This window comes from Clostridium sp. ATCC BAA-442, from assembly GCF_964239415.1.
GTDB classification, from domain to species: domain Bacteria; phylum Bacillota; class Clostridia; order Oscillospirales; family Oscillospiraceae; genus Flavonifractor; species Flavonifractor plautii.
This window is the reverse complement of record NZ_CAXSQB010000005.1, coordinates 84636-102099: the sequence shown is the minus strand read 5'-3', so window position 1 is coordinate 102099 and position 17464 is coordinate 84636. Positions and strand designations below refer to the sequence as shown.

Genomic DNA, 17464 nt, shown 5'->3' with positions numbered 1-17464 from the left:
ATGAACCATCAGAGAAAACAGAGCATGCGCAAGAACCCCGTTGAAGGGCGGCTTCCGCTTTGGAAGCCGCCCTTTTCTATCCGAATGACACTTGCGGCAAAATGAAGGGAGGCAGATCATTATGCAGGATGTATCGAAGGAGTGGCTGGATTTCCTACGGGGCCAGTTCCCCGCGGGCAGCCGGATCCAGACCTGGAAGCTGGATGATCCCAGAAACACGTTGAAGGAGGCTGGTACTCTGGAGCACATCGATGACGAGGGCCGGTTTCATGTCCGGCAGAGCGATGGAGGTGAACGTATCCTGACCCTTGGGGAGGAGATGTTCTCCGTCCACCCGCCGGAACCAAGTCTGCTCAAGCTGTACATGCCCCTCACCGCCAGCTTCTATGCCCGGAATGAGTGGGGAGATTGGGATGAGACGGGTGAGGAATGGGACGGCAGAACGCTTCTGGACTATGAGGGCAGCATCCTGAGCGCCTTGGTAAAAAACCGGATGCCGGAGGAGACGGAGCGGGGGCTCATGCACTGGTATGGTAAGCAGGACAGCCTGGACGCCAAGGTGCGCTCCGCCGTGATTACGGCAGAGGTCCGGGCCGGCCGGCTGTGGGGTGTGGCCGAGTGCCAGGTCATCGGTCGGCTCTCTCCGGAGGAACTGACAAGCCTAAAGGGCTACCTCAGCGGCCAGGCGTCAGACGGCTGGGGCGAGGGGTTCGAGCAGCGGGAGATCCAGGTGGACGGTGGGGAGCTCTACGTCCACCTGTGGCAATCGGAGGGCTGGAGCATCCAGACGGAGGCGGAGCGGTTCGGGCCGCAGCAGGTCCAGGAGTCACCCGATGACGGGATCCCCACCGAAGCCCAGCACAGCGGGTTCGGAGGGGAGAGGAGTTCCTGCGGAATGAGTGAGCCTTGTCCGCAGGGCGAGGCGAAGGATATAAAACACGGAACGACGATGGGGGGAATGGCATTTGGATAATAAGGTGTTTGAGGTGGCCCTGTCCAACCCGGACAACGGGGCCTACACCACCTTGGCGCTTCCCGCGGAGCCCTACGCCGTGCTGGACGCCTGGGATCGGCTGCGGCCGGCGCCGGATACGGCCATTCTCTGGGAGATAGGGGATTACGGGGAGTTCACCTGCCTGTTTCCCACCCTCCAGTCGGGAGAGGATTTCCCGGCGCTCAACGCCCTGGCGGAGCGGCTGGCCAGCCTGGACAGCCGGCAGCGCACTGCTTTCGAGGGGCTGGTTAGGCTGGAAAGCAGCCGGAGCGGTATCATCCCTCTGCGCATGTTTGCCGCATTGGCGGAACAGGCGGAGCACTGCCAGGTGGTGCCCGAGGCCACGGATGACGCCTCGTTGGGCCGGGTTTACGCGGCAAACGGTTCCATCCCCGAGGTGAAGGATGTGCCGGACAAGGTGTTTGAACTGCTGGACTTCCGGCTCCTGGGCCGCCGGGTCCGTCAGTCGGAGGGCGGTGTATTCACCAGGCAGGGGTATGTGGTACCGGATGGGAACTGGAAGCCCGAAAAGGGCCAGGAACCCCGCAGCGCGCCGGAGGCCCCGACTGGCTTCTTTCGGCTGGAGCTCCGGCTCGGGGAGGAACGGGCGGAGCTCACCCTCCCTGCCGGACAGGAGCTGGTGGAGGTGCGTGACCAGATGGAGGCTGTGGGCATCTCCAACTGCACCGTCACCGCCTTCCACAGCCTGGTGCCCCAGATTCCGGAAGCGTGGGCCACGCCGGAGCGGCTGGATACCCTGAACTGCCTGGCCATCCGGCTGACCGTGCTGGAGGACCGGGAGCCGCTGAAGCTGATCAAGTACAAGGCGGTACTGGAGGCGTCGCCTCCCACCAGCCTGGAGGATGCCATGGCCCTGACAGAACGGCTGGACGCCTACAATCTGAATTGGGCCGCCGCCTCCCCGGAGGACGTGGCCCGTGGGGAGCTGCGCCGCTCCATGGGGGAGGAGAATGCCGCCCTGCTGTGCCGGTACCTGAACCTCTACGGCTACGGCGAGGCGCTGATCCAGCAGTACGGGGGCGAGCTGACAGACTACGGCCTGCTAACCCGGGTGGATGGCCGGCCGGTGCAGGAACCGCTGCCACCCCAGCGTATGCTGGGCGGCATGGGGATGGGGTGACGACGATTGAACAGAGAAGAACTGACAAAGCTCCCAGGTAGGCCGGAGGAGCAGGCATGGCTGCGGGAACGGCTGGAGATGTTAACGGTGCGGGAGGGGATCGCCCTGGACGCGGCCCTCCAGCGCCATCCCGCCCAGGACAGTACAGAGGCGGTCAGCCTGCTGACCAGCCTGGACGGGTATGAGGTGTTGGGCGGCATCCAGAGTTATGAGGATCTAGGCCTGTACTACCTGGAGGAGAATGATACAAGGCTTCTGGCGCTGCGGGACTATATCGACCTGGACAAGCTGGGCAGGCAGTATGAGGCACAGCACCCCGGCCTGTTCGTGGGAGGCTGCTATGTGGTATACCCGGAGCGGGAGCAGCCAGAAGTATACGACGGCATCGCCCTGCCGGAGCCGGACTACAGCTGGAGCCTACGGCTGAAACTGGCATCCTCCGCGGTGCCGGATGGGGTGTGGCTGGCCCTGCCGGACTACAACGACATCATGGACGTGAGGCCGGGGGAGATCCAGCTGGCCCTGGACGCTTTGGGCGTACAGACCATCCGGGGGTGCACCCTGCTGGAAGCTCGGTGCAGCCTGCCGGGCATCACCGGGCTGGAGGACGCCTATGCCGGCCGGCTGGAGGATCTGATCTACGACGGCCAGAACCTAGGGTTCATTCTCCAGGAACAGAACCAGGGGCAGAAAGATTTCCTCCAGACCTACCTCTGGGCCCTGGAGCATGAGGGCTGCACCACCCTGCCCGCAGCCCTGGAGGTTGCTCAGCACCTGAACCGCTACCATGTGGTATATACAGACCAGCTTCAGGACGTTGCGAAAGCGGAGCTGCGGTCGGCAGGGAGTACGCTGGACACGGCAGTTGCCGGTTGCTTCAACCTGGAACAGTACGGGCTGGATTTGCTGCGGAACAAGGGCTATACCCAGACAGCGGACGGCAGGGCCTACATTCTCGGCCCGCATGCTCAGATTCGGGCGCCTATGCAGATGCAGCAGATGTAACCCCAGATCAAATCTATATCAAAACGAAACAGGGGCCGTTTTCCCGGAGGGGACAGCGGCCCCTGTTTTTTGTGCCCTTTTTCGGGAGGACGGCCCAGAGGAGGACGTCATGAGAGAAAAAGAAAAAGAGCTTCTGAAGTACCTGAAGAAGCACTGCCTTGGCCAGCGGAACGCCGTGGGCGGGGAGAGGCTGGTGAAGGTGTTCCGTACCAGCGGGACAGAGCTGCGGAAGCTGGTCCACAACCTGCGGGTAAACGGGGAGCCTATCTGCAGCGACCGCACCGGCTACTTCTACCCCGCAAACAGCGGGGAGGTGTATACCACAATCCTTCAGCTCCAAAGGATGGAGCTCGGGCTGCGGATGGCATCCTCGGGCATGATCCGGGCCATGGGCGCCTTCCGTCTGCCCGGGGGAGGTGAGGCGGATCGCTAAGCCCTTCTTCCCCTGGGTAGGCGGGAAGCTGTTCCTGCTCCCCTATATCTTTCAACTGCTCCCCAGGAAGGCGCCCCGCCTGCTGGAGGTCTGCGGCGGCAGCGGCGCGGTGACTCTGGGTCTGGGCGTCGGGTATGCCCCGCTCCGGGTGTATAACGACGTGGATGTGGATCTGGTCAACCTGTTCCGCTGTGCCAGGGACCGGCCCCTGGCGCTGCTCAGGGAGCTGGACTTCCTGCCCCTCCATGCCCGGGCGGACTTCGAGGTGGTGCTCCGCTTCCTCAACCACGAGTATGACCCCATGGACTACCTGGAGGAGGAGCTCCAGATCACAGAGGACTACTTCCCGCCCATGGACAGGCAGGCGGTGAAGAAGCTCCTGGTGGGCCGGGCCAACCTGCCGGACGTACAGCGGGCTGCGGCCTACTATCTGAGCATCCGGTACAGCTACAGTGCCACCGGAAACAGCTTCGGCGGGCGCAGCGTGGAGCTGCGCCGCTTCCTCGGACTGCTCCGACGCGCCTCAGACGCACTCCAGGGCGTGGTGGTGGAGAACAAGGACTGCTGCGATGTGGTCCGGCAGTACGCCCGGCCCGGCGCGGTGATTTACGCGGACCCGCCCTATCTGGAGGCGGAGAGGATGTACGCCCCCTCCTTCGACCTCCGGGACCACGTCCGACTCCACGATTGCCTGTGCGCCCCGGCGGCGCGGGACAGCCACATCGTTCTGTCCTATAACAGCCATCCGGACATTCTGGACCTCTTCGCCCCGGACTTTTACATTGTGGGCTTTGACCGCCCCAACCCCATGGCCCGGCAGGAGGACTCTGTGTATCATGAGCTGCTCATGACCAACTTTGACCCCGGCCCCATGCTCAACCGCCAGCTCTCCCTGCTGGATAACCCCGGACTGGTGTCCAGTGACCGGCCGGAGCTGCGGATCTTGTCCGCCCCCACCGGGCGGCTGCCCCGGGTGTGGGACTGGCCGCAGGACTAAGAATACGAGGTGAAAACAGAAGATGAAATTTACCATCTGCCATGACACAAGCAAGAAGACCCTGGCCATCCCCCGGGCCGCCCTCCAGCTCTCCGGACTGGAGGACGCGGAGCGGCTGACCCTGCATACAGAGCACGGCTGCATCGTGCTCACCCGGCAGGAGGGTACTGCAAGGGAGCGGCTGGAGACCATCCGGCTGCTCCACGATCTGAACGTCGGCATGGTTGTCCGTCTGGCCCTGGACAGCCGTCCGTCCAGCGGTACGCCGTGCAAAAGGGCGTCTGAGGTATTCCGATCCTATGACGCGGAGTTCCTGGACATGCTGGAGCATTGCGGCGTGGATTTGTTCGGGCTGGGCGCCCTGCTGGCCCGGGAGGAGGACGCCCAATGAACCTGCATTACTACACCATGGACGACCTGCGGCTGGGCCGGAGCGGCTTCCTACAGAAAGGCTGGACGGTCCGGCAGCGCCCGGAGCTGGAGGAGGCCCTGGCGCACTACCGGGGCATCCCCATTACCAAGCGGAAGGTGCTGGGCCTGACGGACGGATTCCACGTGCTGGAGCTGGTAAAGAATGTGCCCCTACTCCCGGGAGATTCGGAGGGGGAGGATGTGCTGGCCACAGAGCTGGGGGAGCCGCTGCCCGCCTGGGCAGACACTTTGGAGGCCCGCCAAGCCGTCCGCACCTGTATGGAGGCCCTGGGTCTCCGCTACCAGATAGAGGGCAAAATCCTGGCACCCATCCCCGTCAACAAAAAGCAGCGACGCAAGAAGCTGGCGAGGAAATACCTCTGGCCCGATGTGCCCGACAATCCTGCCTCCGCCCTCCGGTGGGTGTACCTGGCCGGCAAGGGCTGGCTGGCCCCCACGGTGCTCAAGGAACCTGCCGCCGTCCTGCCCTTGGTGCTCAAGGTGCGGGCGGACGGCATCACGGACAAAGGCGACTACCGCCCCCTGGAGCTGGAGCCCTGGGAGTTCCGACTCCTGGCCCGGCGCACCCTGGAGCGGCTGGAGCAAAATATGACAAAATGTGAAGGAGGAACCCAATCGTGAAACACACCATTCTGAGATGCGCCGCCGGCCTGTTGATAGCCGCGGCGCTGCTCCCCACCGCCCTGGCGGCGGAGCCCTTCCCCGAAGTGCCCAAGGTGCAGGTCTGTTACCCAACCTCCGTCACACGCAGTGAGGACGGCACGGAGATCCGCAAGGTCTATGACCTCTCCCCGGAACAGGACCCTGCCGGTATCCCCCGGTCGGACTTTGAGCAGGACGGCTTCCACTACACCCTGACAGACCTGCTCCAGCAGGAGCTGCCGGAGCATGAGAGCCGTCCGCACACGGAGACGGTATCGTTGGAGAGTAAAAGCAAGGATATGGAGTCCATCCTGACCCTTCTGCCCCAGGAGAAGGAGTTCGTCACAGAGGACGGCCTGTCCGGTACCCTGGCCCTTCAGCTGGACACTGTCCAGGTGGAGGCGGCGGGCTACGGCAGCTCCACCCGGGAGGTGTCCGCCACCCGCTCCTACCCCAACCTGGCCAGCCAGGACACCGCCAACATCCCCAAGAGCATTGAGGAGGACGGGCGTACCCTCACCCTCCAGAACATTGACTGGCGGACGGATAACACCACCGGCATGTCCGGCTACGCCATTGGAGACCGCTACACCGCCGTGGCCACCTATACCGGCACCGCCACCAGCAGCTATGTCACCGGATATACCGTCACGGCAGACTACACCGGTACCGTCAGCCGCATCGCCCTGAACCGGGTGCGCTATGTAGCCATTTTTGAGGGGGAACCGCTGGAACCCGTCGTATCTGTGGAGGAGGCCGGGATCGGGTTGTCCCAGTTCAACTGGGCGGCCATCCTGCTCCCGCTGGGCGTGGTCTTTGTTGTGGGCGGTGTGATCGGCGCTTGCCTGTTCGTCAAACGGCGCCGGGAATCCAAGGAGGAGGATACGGAATGAAGAAGCTGACCACCCTTTGCCTGGCCGCCTGCCTGACGGCAGCTATGGCCACCCCGGCGGGTGCTTTAGATTACGCCATTGACGCGCCGGAGGGGCCGGACTACGGCAAGTCCACCTCGGTAGAGGTGGTACATACGGCAGATGGCGGGGCCCTGAAAAATGAGGACATCAGCAAGAATGCCGCCCTCATCCCGCCGGGCTTTGGAAGCGCCAGTGCGGATACCCTGAACACCGGAACCTGGCTTACCCCCAACCTGGCCCCGGAGGGCATGGCAGTGGGCACCGTCAACGGCAGCGGGACACCCATCGTGTTCCCGCCCTCTGTAGATACCAACAGCTCCACTCCGGCTACCGAGGAGGAGCAGACCACCTCCCTAGGCTATACCCCGGTGACCTCGGATCTCTACTATTCCAGCGGATACCTGGGGACATTGAGAATCCCCGCCATCGGCCTGAGCGTGCGGGTCTATGAGGGTACAGACAGCTCCACGCTCATGAAGGGCGCGGGACATTTCAAAGGCACCAGCATCTGGGATGGAAACTGCGCCATCGCCGGGCACAACCGGGGGGTACGGGATGACTTTGGGGATCTTCACACCCTGGAACGGGGAGATACCATCACCTGGACCACCAAGCTGGGCGTCCGCACCTATGAGGTCACCAGTGTACAGAAGGTCAAGGAGACGGATACCAGCGGCACCGCCCCTTCTATCGAGAACATGCTCACTCTCTACACCTGCGTGCGTAATCAGAGGGCCTACCGCTGGCAGGTGCAGGCGGTGGAGGTTGTGTAACCTGCTTGAGTTTCCGGGCTCATTTTCTCCACAGGGGACTGCTCTTTGCTGTAGACTTTTCCCCAGATTTCCGGTATGTTGTTGCTGTAAGGAACACAAGAACAGCAGAGGAAAGAAGGAGGTCAACCGTATGAAAAGGAAACAGCTTATTCCAGCAGTATTGGCAGGTGCCTTGGCCGGCGCGGCCCTGGCAGGGCCAGCATCGGCGGGGGTGGCTGCCCTCACTGCAGCCCCAAGCACCCAAACCTTCTATGTGGACGGGAAACAGGTGGATCTGGAAGCGTATGTCATCCACGGCCACAACTATGTGCAGCTCCGGGATGTCGGCCGGGCGGTAGACTTCGGCGTGGCGTATGACCAGGGCGCCAACCGTGTCCTGGTAGACACCAGCTCCCCTTACACAGAGGAAAGCGCGGCGCCCGCCCCCTCCGGGGTGGTCGTCATCCCCCAGTCGGACGAGCCCCTCCGGTTACAGGAGGGAGACAAGGTGCTCTGCGATGACGGTACCACCTATGAGATTACCGATCTGAAGTTATGGGAGCCCCTGGCCCCGCTGCCCACGCCGACTTGTGACTGGAACCAGTTCCCAGAGCTGGAGCTGCCGGAAGTGAAGGTGTTGCGTTTCCAGAGCCAAACTGGGGATAGACTTCATATCCTGAACCTCTATGAGACCCGGCGGATGCTGTATACCTTGTATAATGCCGTACCTAACTGCCCGGACTTATGGGAGGCTGGAACCCTTAAGCTCAACTCTAAGGGGGATCCCATCTTACGCCTGTCTATGGGGATTACAGAGTCCAGCGGTGTGCAGACGTTCTGGCCTTGGCGGGACGAACAGCTCACCCGCGTCTTCTACTCCGCCCCAATGGCCCGGTTTGAGGTGGAGGCATGGGATGTCTATAAAAATGGGAAATACCTCTATACCGAATACAATGTAATGGGCATGTAACCACCCATAGCAAAAATAGCAAAACGATGTGTTACCGCTCCGAAACGGCCAATCACGAACCGTTTCGGGGCGTTTTTTACTTTGTTTAAATCCACCGAGGAGGAAATATTGTGAAAAAAGTAATATCGCTCCTGCTGACAGCTGTCCTAATCATAGGCATGCTGCCTTTATCCGCTGTTGCGGCATCTACTCCGGAAGAGGCTTTGGGCGAACTGGACATTTATAGCGGCGGATATTCCATGAACTATCTGGCTGTCAATGGCAAGGTGCAGACCCAATCTTATACCTACTTTTTATATGAAAATGCGCAGGGCAAGCAACAGGAGATCCCGGCATACTGTGTCAACCCCAACCAGTACGGCGTACCCCAAACGGTTCCCGAGGGGGAGAGTATCCGTTATCTGGCTGAGGAGAAGGCCAGCGATCCCAAGGTAGTGGGGCTGATTGCCAATATGTACCCCCACCGCTCCTTGGAGGAACTGGGGCTGGATAACAAATATCAGGCCTTTTACGCCGGCAAGATTGCCCTGTGGTGTTACCTGATCCCCGAGTGGGACATCAACGACATCACCGTGGCCCCCGGCCTTACCGGCTCAGAACGCACAATTGGAGAAAAGCTTCTGGATGCCACAACCAGGATTTATACCCAAGGCATGACCTGGGATCATGTGGCTGAACCCCAAATTACGGTCACTCCAGACCGGGAGCAGGCGTACCCTGTCACCCTTGACGGAGAAGCATATCTCCAGCAGGTATTTACTGCCACCTCGGATACTTGGGTGGTAAACCATATCGTCAATATCCAGTTTCAAAATCCCGGTGACGTACCTGATGGCACCAGAATTACAGACATGAACGGACAGGATATTACCCAGGTCAAGGTCTCCAATACCGGAGACGGCTACAGTGGACAATTTAAGGTGCTGTATCCGGCGGCCAGCGTGGAGGGACGGAGCGGCAGCGTCCAGCTTACCCTTTCTGCTGATGTCTACCGCTACGCCGTTTATTATGCCCTCTGCCAGGAAACGGATGAATACGGCAAGCTCCAGAGCTATCTTTGCGATACCGATCCCCAAACCAGCCTGCTGCGAAACGCCATCTCTAACTATTCGGATACCGACGAGCCGGATGACCCAGACGAGCCTACGCCCCCTCCCAGCGAAACCGCCCTCAAGATCACCAAGTATGAGGCGGGCACCACTGTCACCCTATCAGGCGCCACCTTCGAGGTGGTGGGCCCGGACGGGGACACCATCGGCGTCTACACCACGCCGGAATCCGGTTCCATCACTATCCCTCTCACCGAAGTGGGCAATTACACCATCTATGAGCGGGTACCCCCGGAGTATCATCTGCTGGACGAGGAGCCGGTCAAGCAGGTCACTGTGAAGTATGGTGAGGTGGCCGAAGTCGCCTTTGAAAACGAACCCTATGGCGATCTGCGGATTGAGAAGATTGACGAGGCCACCGGAGCCAGCCTGGCCGGGGCACGGATTCAGATCAAGCACATTGAGAGCGGCGCGACCTATACCGGTACCACCGGCACCGGAGGTTCCTATACCTTCACGAAGCTGAAGCCGGGGGCATACGAAATCCGGGAACTGTCCGCCCCGGAGGGGTGGGAGCGGGATCCCCAGACCTATACCACCACTGTGGTGGCAGGGGACTGCGTCACCTACACCCTGAAGAACGAGGCCCTGCCCGGCCTGAAGATTATCAAGTACGACCGAGAGAGCCATGAGACCATGTCCGGCGTCACCTTCCGCATCTGGCGGGATGGGGAGCTGCTGGGGGACTATGAGACAGACGCTTTGGGAGAAATCCTGCTGACGGACTGCCGGCCGGGCACCTACCGCGTCCAGGAGGTGGACACTGGGGATAGTGGACATCTGGTGGATTCCACGCCCCAGGAGATCGAACTCTCCGCCGGGGACGGCATCAAAGAGCTATACTTTTTCAACGATCAGAAGCCCGGCATCTGGCTGGTCAAGGTGGACAGCGCCAACCCCTCCAAGGTGATCCCCAACGCCAAGTTCCGCATTGAGGCGGTAGACGGTTCGTGGGGCCCGGCGGAGTTCACCACCGACCAAAACGGCGAAATCGACCTGTCTGAGCTGCCCACCGGGGCTTATGTGGTCACCGAGCTGGAGTGCCCCGGCTACATCATCGATGAGGCCCAGCGCATTATCCATCTGGAGGCCAACCAGACAGCCCGGTTTGTGTTCACCAACTCCGTCCAGCCCTCCCTGCACCTCATCAAGCTGAGTGCGGACGGTTCCCGGCTGGCTGGGGTGACCTTCCGCATCGCCAGGATTGAGGATGGTTCGCACTACTTGGATCGCACCACTGATGAAAATGGCGAAATCCTGATTTCCGGCCTGGAGCCAGGGGTGTATTCGGTCAAGGAGCTGGATACGGTTTCAGACCACATCATCGACTCGGTGGAGTACCATGTGGAGCTCTTCCCCGGCAAGACCTCCACGATCATCCTAGAGAACGACATCCGCCCCAACCTGACGGTGGTGAAGCAGGATGCCGACACCGGCGCACCCGTGGCGGGGGCCGTGTTCACCGTCAAGGCGGCGGACGGCCACAGCGTGGATGAAATCAAGACCAGGGCAGACGGCACGGCCACCCTGGAAAATTTGCTGCCCGGAGTTTATGAGGTCACGGAGAAATCTGTACCCGCCCCCTATCTGCTGGATGCCCCCAGCCAGATGGTCACCCTCTATCCCAACCGGAACCACACCGTCTACTTCGAGAACCACAAAAAGCCCACCCTGACTATCCAGAAGGTAGACAGCATCACCGGCAGCCCCATCCAGGGGGCCAAATTTCAGGTCTGGTACGGCAGCAATGGCACCGACACCGGCGAGCTCAACGACCTGGGGACCTACTTCACCGACGCCAGCGGCCAGATCGTGCTGGAGGGCCTGCGGGACGGCTGGTACAAGGTGACGGAGCTGGAACCCGCCCCTGGCTTCACCATCAAAGAACCCGCCACCCAGGAGTTCTACATCACCGGCGGCAGGGACAGGACGGTGACCTTCCAAAATGTGCCCCTCAACGCCATTGTGGTGGAGAAATATGACAGTGTCACCGGTGAAGCCCTGGGTGGGGCCACCTTCCAGCTCCGCTACCTGGGCGGCGCCTCCGGTACCGGCGGCACGGTGATCGGCCAGAAGGTGACCGGCTCCAACGGCATGGCCATCTGGACGGGCCTGAAGCCAGGATCGTACATCGTGGAGGAGGTGGATCCGGCGGAGGGGTACAGCATCATCCAGTCCTCCGAGACCGTCTACCTGGCAGACAACGGGGAGCAGAGTGTCATCACTGTCCGCTTTGAAAACATGCCGGACGGGAATCTGCTCATCCGTAAGGTGTGCTCGGCCAACCCCAGCGTGACCCTGCCTGATGCTGAGTTCAAAATCACCTATGCGGACGGCACCATGATCGGAGATAGCAACGGGATTTTTGTCACCGACGAAAATGGCGAAATCCGTATTGACGGCCTGGAGCCGGGCAAAAGCGTCATTGTCACGGAGACGAGAGCCCCGGCCGGATACGAGATCGACACCCAATCCCAGACCATCCAAATCCAGGCGGGCCGCACCGTTTCCCTTACCTTCAAAAATGAACCCCATGGGGCCCTAATTATCCAGAAACGGGACAGCGTGACCGGTCAGCCCTTGGCCGGCGCCCAGTTCCGCGTCACGACCGCGTCGGGGTGCGAAGTGGGCCTGGACGGGGTGATCGGTGACAGCACCCTGACCCAGAACGGGGTGTTTACCACTGATAGCAGCGGTGAGATCCGCATCACCAACCTGGCCCCCGGCGCATACGTGCTCACGGAGATCAAGGCGCCCCATGGGTACGTCATGGACGCCCCCTCCACCAATGTAGTCATCGGGGAGGGTGGAGACACCCAAACGGTGGTCATCACCAACACCCCCAAGGGCGGCCTTGTCATCAACAAGCTGGATTCCGTCACCCATGAGCCCCTGGAGGGGGTAGAGTTTACCATCACCGAGGCGGACGGCACGGTGGTGGACGACAACGGCGGCATGACCTCCAGCATGGGCCTCTACCGCACCGATGAAAACGGCCAGATCATCATTGACGGTTTGGTGGGGACATTCATCATCACGGAAACCAAGACCATCGAGGGTTATACCATCCATGAGGAGACCCGTACCCAAACGGTGGTCATCAACCCCAACGACACCCAGACCATCACGGTGTATAACGAACCTGTGGGCGGCTTGGAGCTGATCAAGGTCAACGCGGACAACACCAAGGAGCGCATCCCTAACGTTACCTTTGAGATCCGCCGCATGGACGACGCCCTGGTGGATACCGTGACCACCGACAAAAATGGCCGGGTGTTCCTGTCCCTGGAGAATGGATCGTACTATGCCGTGGAAACCGAGAGCGCGGAGGGCTTCAAGTTGGACGACACTCCCCATTATTTTGAGGTCAAAAACGGAGAAACCACAGTCATACAGGTGGAGAACACGCCGGTCAGCGGCATCCTCATCCACAAGACGGACAGCACCACCGGCGAGGGGATCTATGGGGTGAGCTTCCTGCTCTATGACAGCGCCAATACCCCCATCGGCCAGTACACTTCGGATAACGAGGGGTATGTACTGATCGAGGGTCTGGAGGCCGGACGGTATTATCTCAGAGAGTTAGAGAACGAGGGGTACGTTCCCGACACGGAGAAAAAGACCGTCTATGTGGAGTCTGGGGAAACCACCGAGGTGGAGTGGGAGAACACCCCTATCACTGGACAGATCCAGATAACAAAGACCTCCGCGGACTACAACAGTGTCAACGGCTGGCCCGCCGGCACCCCCATCCCCGGCACGGAGTTTGAGATCTACAATGCTCGGACGGGCAACTTGGTGGACACCATCCAGACGGACAAGAACGGTGTTGCATCCTCCCGGCCTCTCCCCCTGGGCCGCTACAAAATCGTGGAATCCAAGGCCGCAGACTTTTACGGCCTGGACAAGACCCCCATCGAGGTGGAGATTGAGTTTGAAGGGCAGATCGTAAAGGCAGCCATGACCAACAAGAGCCTCTACACCAATGTAAGCATCCAAAAGACCGGCTATGTGGAGGTTATGCCCGGCCAACAGATCCGCTACGATTTCAGCGGCATCGGCAACAACTCCACCACCAGCCTTACCTCATTTTTCTGGAGGGATACCCTGCCCGGCCAGGCGGTGCGGCTGGACAAGATTGTCACTGGCACCTACAACGTGCCGGGCAATTATAAGGTGGTCTACAAGACCAACCTGAGTGGCGGCACTTGGCGCACCTTGGCGGACAACCTGAGCACCCAGCAGAACTATGTATTGGACGTCTCCGGGGCCGCCCTAGGCCTGGCCTCCAACGAGTACATCACCGAATTTATGATGTCTTTCGGAGTGGTGCCCGCCAACTTCCGGCAGGTGGAGGCGCCCCAGGTCTATGCCACCGTTTACGCCTGGCTTACCGGCGGCAGCCAATTCGTCAACCAGGCGGACGTGGGCGGTGTGTACAACGGCCAGTGGATTATGGCCACCTCCCGGTGGGTGACCAGGGTCTACAAGCCCTCTGAGCCCCTGCCCCGCACCGGCTATTGATTCCAGCAACCCATCTTCAGGAGGGCCGCCCAACCCGGGCGGCCCTTCAATTTTATGGAGGTGCTACGAAAGTGACTTTGAGAAAAAAGAGCATCAGAATCCTGCTCCTAGCCCTGGTGGTGGCCGCCCTGTGCATGGTCCCGGCCTTCGCCTCCTCCGCCGGCAATGTGGCGGACGCCGTGGAGCAGACCTGGACAGACGCCGCCGGCCAGATCAAGACTGTGGTGGATACTGTGGTCTTCCCCGCCCTCACCATGGTGCTGGGGATTGCATTCTTTGTCAAGGTGGCACTGTGCTTCTTCGACTATCGCAAGCACGGCCAGTTTGAGTGGACGGGGGCGGCCATCCTGTTCGTCTGCCTGATCTTCGTGCTGCTGGCCCCCAATTACATCTGGAATATCGTAGGCATCTGAGGCGGTGAAGGCGAGTGTTTATTTGGGACTTTGTGGCCAATCCGGTGATGGAGTCCATCCTGGACTGGTTTTACAGCCAGATGGTGGGCTTCCTGGGCGCCTTCTTCGCCCAGATGGGAAACATGGGGGTGGAGCTGTTCGACCTCTCCTGGGTGCGGTCAGTGGTGCGCTTCTTCTCCCAGTTGGGTTGGGCCCTTTTTGCCGTCAGCGTGGTGGTATCTGCCTTTGAGTGCGGCATTGAGTACGCATCTGGCCGGGGCAATCTCCAGCAGCCCGCCCTCAACGCCATCAAGGGCTTCTTTGCCATCGGCCTGTTCACTACTGTGCCCGTCCGGCTGTACGCCCTCTCCGTCTCCCTCCAGGGTACCTTCGCCATAGAAATCACAGGGGCGGGAAAGAGCATCGGGGAGTTGGGCAATGAAATCCTCACAGATCTGGAGGGCGCCGGCCTGATGGACATCGCCGCCCAGGCCAAATGGGGCCTGGGTACCAACCCCATCATGCTCCTCTTTGCCATGATCCTCATGGCCTATGCGGTGATCAAGGTGTTTTTCAGCAATCTCAAACGGGGCGGCATCCTGCTCATCCAGATTGCCGTGGGCTCCCTGTACATGTTCTCCATCCCCCGGGGCTATACGGACGGCTTCACCCAGTGGTGCAAGCAGGTCATCGGCCTGTGCCTCACCGCCTTCCTCCAGGCCACCATTCTGGTGGCGGGGCTCATGGTATTCAGTGACAAAGCCCTCCTGGGGCTGGGCCTCATGCTGGCCGCCGGAGAGGTACCCCGCATCGCCGGGGCCTTCGGCCTGGACACCACCACCAGGGCCAACATCATGAGTGCCGTCTATACCGCCCAGGCTGCTGTCAACACCACCCGCACCATTGTCCAGGCCGTCAAATAGCATGTTGCTTATGCTTGGTTTTCGGCACAATCTTTGTTGCTGTTGGTGATGGCTATTTAACGCCGGGATCGATATACTTGCGTTACCAAACAGAAGGGGGGCCAATCCATGGAAGAAAATGTGAAGAACCTCTGTGCACCCATCCCCGCCGGGCTTCACGCCCGGGTGCGGGAGAAGCAGGAGGCATCCGGCAAAACACTGGGCCAGTATATGGCCTGGTTGATCCAGACATTCTACGATAATCAGAAGGAGGAAACTACGATGAGCGGAGACAAGAGAACGGTAGCATTCCAGGTGCCCGGCGAACTGTTCGAGAAGTTCAAGGACTACTTGCAGGAGCGGGGTATCAAACAAAACGCATTCTTCCTAGACTGCATCCACAGGGCCCTGGCGGAGGCCAAGGAGGAGCGGGTGGATGCGGATGCCTCTGCAGAGCCTGACGGCGAGGCCGAGACGGATGCCACCAGTCAGGGCGAGGATGCAGATGAGGACAGCACAGCGGAATAAACCCACAGGAAGGGACCTGGCCGGACAGGCTGGGTCCCTTCCTGTTTTGGAGGTGTTTTCTTGTTCATCTACCCAGACAATCTGAAGGCCAAGGCCACCCTGTGGCTGTGGCAGCTGCGGGACGTGGCCATCATCGGGGTGGCCTTTCTGCTCTCTGTATTGGCGCTGGCCCAGACGGGGACCATGCTGCCCCTGGTGGGTACCGTGCTGTACGCCTTCCTCGCCATCCAGGTGGAGGGCTCCAGCGTCCTGGACTTCCTGCGGCGGGCGGCCTGCTTTCTGTTCCTGCAGCAGCAATACTATGAATGGGGGCAGAAGGTTGAAACATTGTAGTCTAAGTACCATTCCGAAAAAGGACGCATAAAACCAAGCCCCCAGGAAGCGGGCAAATTTCAGGTTATATTTAGGCTCTAAGTAACGCTGGGCGCAGTCACCAAATAACCCTGCCGTTGAAGAATAAAAATTGCTTCTTCAACAGAAACCTCACGATGTGTGGGAGGCCGGTCTGCCTGCCGGTATAGTTCAGGATTGTAAGGCTCATTTTTCTTGAGCATATTGTAGATAGCTGTAAGGAGCATCCTGGCAATTGCGATAATGGCTTTCTTGTGTCCCCGGCGCTTTTTGAGAGCGAGATAGCGGTTGCGGACTTCCGGGAACTGCTTGGCTCGAATGGCACAGAGCGCACATTGCACCAGCAAGGGCTTGATGTAGGCTCCGGCTCGACTGATTCTGGTGGTTTTCTTCTTGCCGGCACTCTCGTTGTTTTGCGGCGTAAGCCCAGCCCAGGAACAGAGATGCTTTGAGGTGGGGAACACGGACATATCCACTCCGATTTCAGAGATAATGCCGATAGCGGCAAAGGATTGGATACCCGGCGCCGACATAACAAGATTGAACTGGGGAAGGTATTTCTCAGCGGTGGACAGAATCAGGGATTCCAGATTGAGCTTGCACAGTTCCAGGCTGTCCATGTGGGAACGGATGATGCGGAGCTTTTCAGCCTGTTCAGCACACATCTCACCGTCTACGGCGGCAAGCACCTGTTCGTCAGTCGCTTTCATGCCTTTGGTTCGGAAACCAGAAATATCCGTAATTTTCTCCGTTGGATCTTCCAGAATACGGGCAGTGATTGCGGAGGCTGCCTTACCGAACACATCTGAGAACACATCATCCAGTTTGAAATTGGAGACTGTCAGGCAGTTTTGCGCCCGGTTTTTCTCGCCGGTAGTAAAGTTGGTGAGTTTCCAGCGGTAACGTACCAAATCCCGAAGCTGACGAATATCTGGCGGAGGGATAAAACTTCCGGCTACAAGGTCGTGCTTGAAGATGTCGGCAATCCACTTAGCGTCCCGCTTGTCTGTTTTCTTACCCCGGATGGCTTTCACATATTTGGGGTGAGCGAGGACAATATTGCAGGTGTGCTCCAGGATGTTGTAAATGGGAATCCAATACTTTCCGGTAGATTCCATGCACACATCTTTGCAGTTGTTTTCGGCCAGCCAGGCAGCACAGCGGCGCAAATCTCCGGTAAAGGTGGAGAACCGCTTGCTCTTGTAGGTCGTCACGCCTTGCTCATTGGTAGCAGCGATACAGGCAACGACAAAGGATTTGTGGACATCCATCCCGCAGCAGACACGGTAAACGATTTTGAGCATAGCACATCCCCTCAAAACAGGATTCGAGGCAACAGGCAGGGACTGGATGCTCATTGAAAGATTGAAGTAGTCCG

At 59.9% G+C, this 17464-nt stretch carries 16 protein-coding genes; 15 read left to right on the top strand and 1 reads right to left on the bottom strand.

All coding sequences use genetic code 11. From position 1 onward, the window contains the following. The first annotated feature begins 121 nt into the window (after window positions 1–121). The 15 genes from ACESY8_RS03770 (at window position 122) to ACESY8_RS03700 (ending at window position 16068) form a co-directional block, all read left to right on the top strand. The gene (locus tag ACESY8_RS03770; protein ID WP_186964073.1) at window positions 122–973 is read left to right on the top strand and encodes a DUF4314 domain-containing protein; all 852 of its coding nucleotides are present in this window, start codon (window positions 122–124) and stop codon (window positions 971–973) included. Next, window positions 966–2135, top strand: a complete 1170-nt coding sequence (locus ACESY8_RS03765) for an antirestriction protein ArdA (protein WP_498794640.1) — start codon at window positions 966–968, stop codon at window positions 2133–2135. Before ACESY8_RS03770 ends, ACESY8_RS03765 begins: the two co-directional genes overlap by 8 nt. Window positions 2136–2141: 6 nt before the next feature. Continuing rightward, a complete protein-coding gene (locus tag ACESY8_RS03760; RefSeq protein WP_186964071.1) occupies window positions 2142–3140 on the top strand; it encodes a hypothetical protein in 999 nt (332 codons plus the stop codon). A gap of 109 nt (window positions 3141–3249) precedes the next feature. Then, on the top strand, window positions 3250–3573 hold the full coding sequence (locus ACESY8_RS03755) for a hypothetical protein (RefSeq protein ID WP_087359992.1): 324 nt from the start codon (window positions 3250–3252) through the stop codon (window positions 3571–3573). Continuing rightward, window positions 3557–4570: a DNA adenine methylase gene (locus ACESY8_RS03750; RefSeq protein WP_498794639.1), complete on the top strand. Its 1014-nt coding sequence runs from the start codon at window positions 3557–3559 to the stop codon at window positions 4568–4570. The genes ACESY8_RS03755 and ACESY8_RS03750 overlap by 17 nt, the downstream gene beginning before the upstream one ends. Window positions 4571–4592: 22 nt before the next feature. Then, window positions 4593–4961 carry a hypothetical protein gene (locus ACESY8_RS03745; RefSeq protein WP_498794638.1) on the top strand — a complete coding sequence of 123 codons (369 nt, stop codon included), beginning with the start codon at window positions 4593–4595 and terminating at the stop codon, window positions 4959–4961. Next, window positions 4958–5623 (top strand): hypothetical protein, encoded by a 666-nt coding sequence (locus tag ACESY8_RS03740; RefSeq protein ID WP_498794637.1) that lies wholly within the window; start codon window positions 4958–4960, stop codon window positions 5621–5623. The genes ACESY8_RS03745 and ACESY8_RS03740 overlap by 4 nt, the downstream gene beginning before the upstream one ends. Further along, window positions 5620–6537: a cell wall anchor protein gene (locus tag ACESY8_RS03735; protein ID WP_498794636.1), complete on the top strand. Its 918-nt coding sequence runs from the start codon at window positions 5620–5622 to the stop codon at window positions 6535–6537. Before ACESY8_RS03740 ends, ACESY8_RS03735 begins: the two co-directional genes overlap by 4 nt. Next, window positions 6534–7331 carry a class D sortase gene (locus ACESY8_RS03730; protein ID WP_498794635.1) on the top strand — a complete coding sequence of 266 codons (798 nt, stop codon included), beginning with the start codon at window positions 6534–6536 and terminating at the stop codon, window positions 7329–7331. Before ACESY8_RS03735 ends, ACESY8_RS03730 begins: the two co-directional genes overlap by 4 nt. Before the next feature lie 130 nt (window positions 7332–7461). Then, window positions 7462–8280, top strand: a complete 819-nt coding sequence (locus ACESY8_RS03725; protein WP_186964064.1) for a hypothetical protein — start codon at window positions 7462–7464, stop codon at window positions 8278–8280. Window positions 8281–8390: 110 nt separating this feature from the next. After that, a complete protein-coding gene (locus ACESY8_RS03720) occupies window positions 8391–13913 on the top strand; it encodes a SpaA isopeptide-forming pilin-related protein (protein ID WP_498794634.1) in 5523 nt (1840 codons plus the stop codon). 71 nt (window positions 13914–13984) lie between these two features. Then, window positions 13985–14326, top strand: a complete 342-nt coding sequence (locus tag ACESY8_RS03715; RefSeq protein ID WP_498794633.1) for a DUF3852 domain-containing protein — start codon at window positions 13985–13987, stop codon at window positions 14324–14326. Window positions 14327–14340: 14 nt separating this feature from the next. Then, window positions 14341–15228 carry a conjugal transfer protein TrbL family protein gene (locus ACESY8_RS03710; protein ID WP_498794632.1) on the top strand — a complete coding sequence of 296 codons (888 nt, stop codon included), beginning with the start codon at window positions 14341–14343 and terminating at the stop codon, window positions 15226–15228. A 108-nt stretch (window positions 15229–15336) separates the two neighbouring features. Next, window positions 15337–15735, top strand: a complete 399-nt coding sequence (locus ACESY8_RS03705; protein ID WP_498794631.1) for a hypothetical protein — start codon at window positions 15337–15339, stop codon at window positions 15733–15735. Between the two features lie 60 nt (window positions 15736–15795). Then, the gene (locus ACESY8_RS03700; RefSeq protein WP_055271878.1) at window positions 15796–16068 is read left to right on the top strand and encodes a hypothetical protein; all 273 of its coding nucleotides are present in this window, start codon (window positions 15796–15798) and stop codon (window positions 16066–16068) included. A gap of 77 nt (window positions 16069–16145) precedes the next feature. Here the strand turns inward: ACESY8_RS03700 and ACESY8_RS03695 are convergent, their stop codons facing one another. Further along, window positions 16146–17390, bottom strand: coding sequence for an IS110 family RNA-guided transposase (locus ACESY8_RS03695; protein ID WP_055271879.1), 1245 nt, complete (start codon window positions 17388–17390; stop codon window positions 16146–16148). Window positions 17391–17464 lie beyond the last annotated feature (74 nt).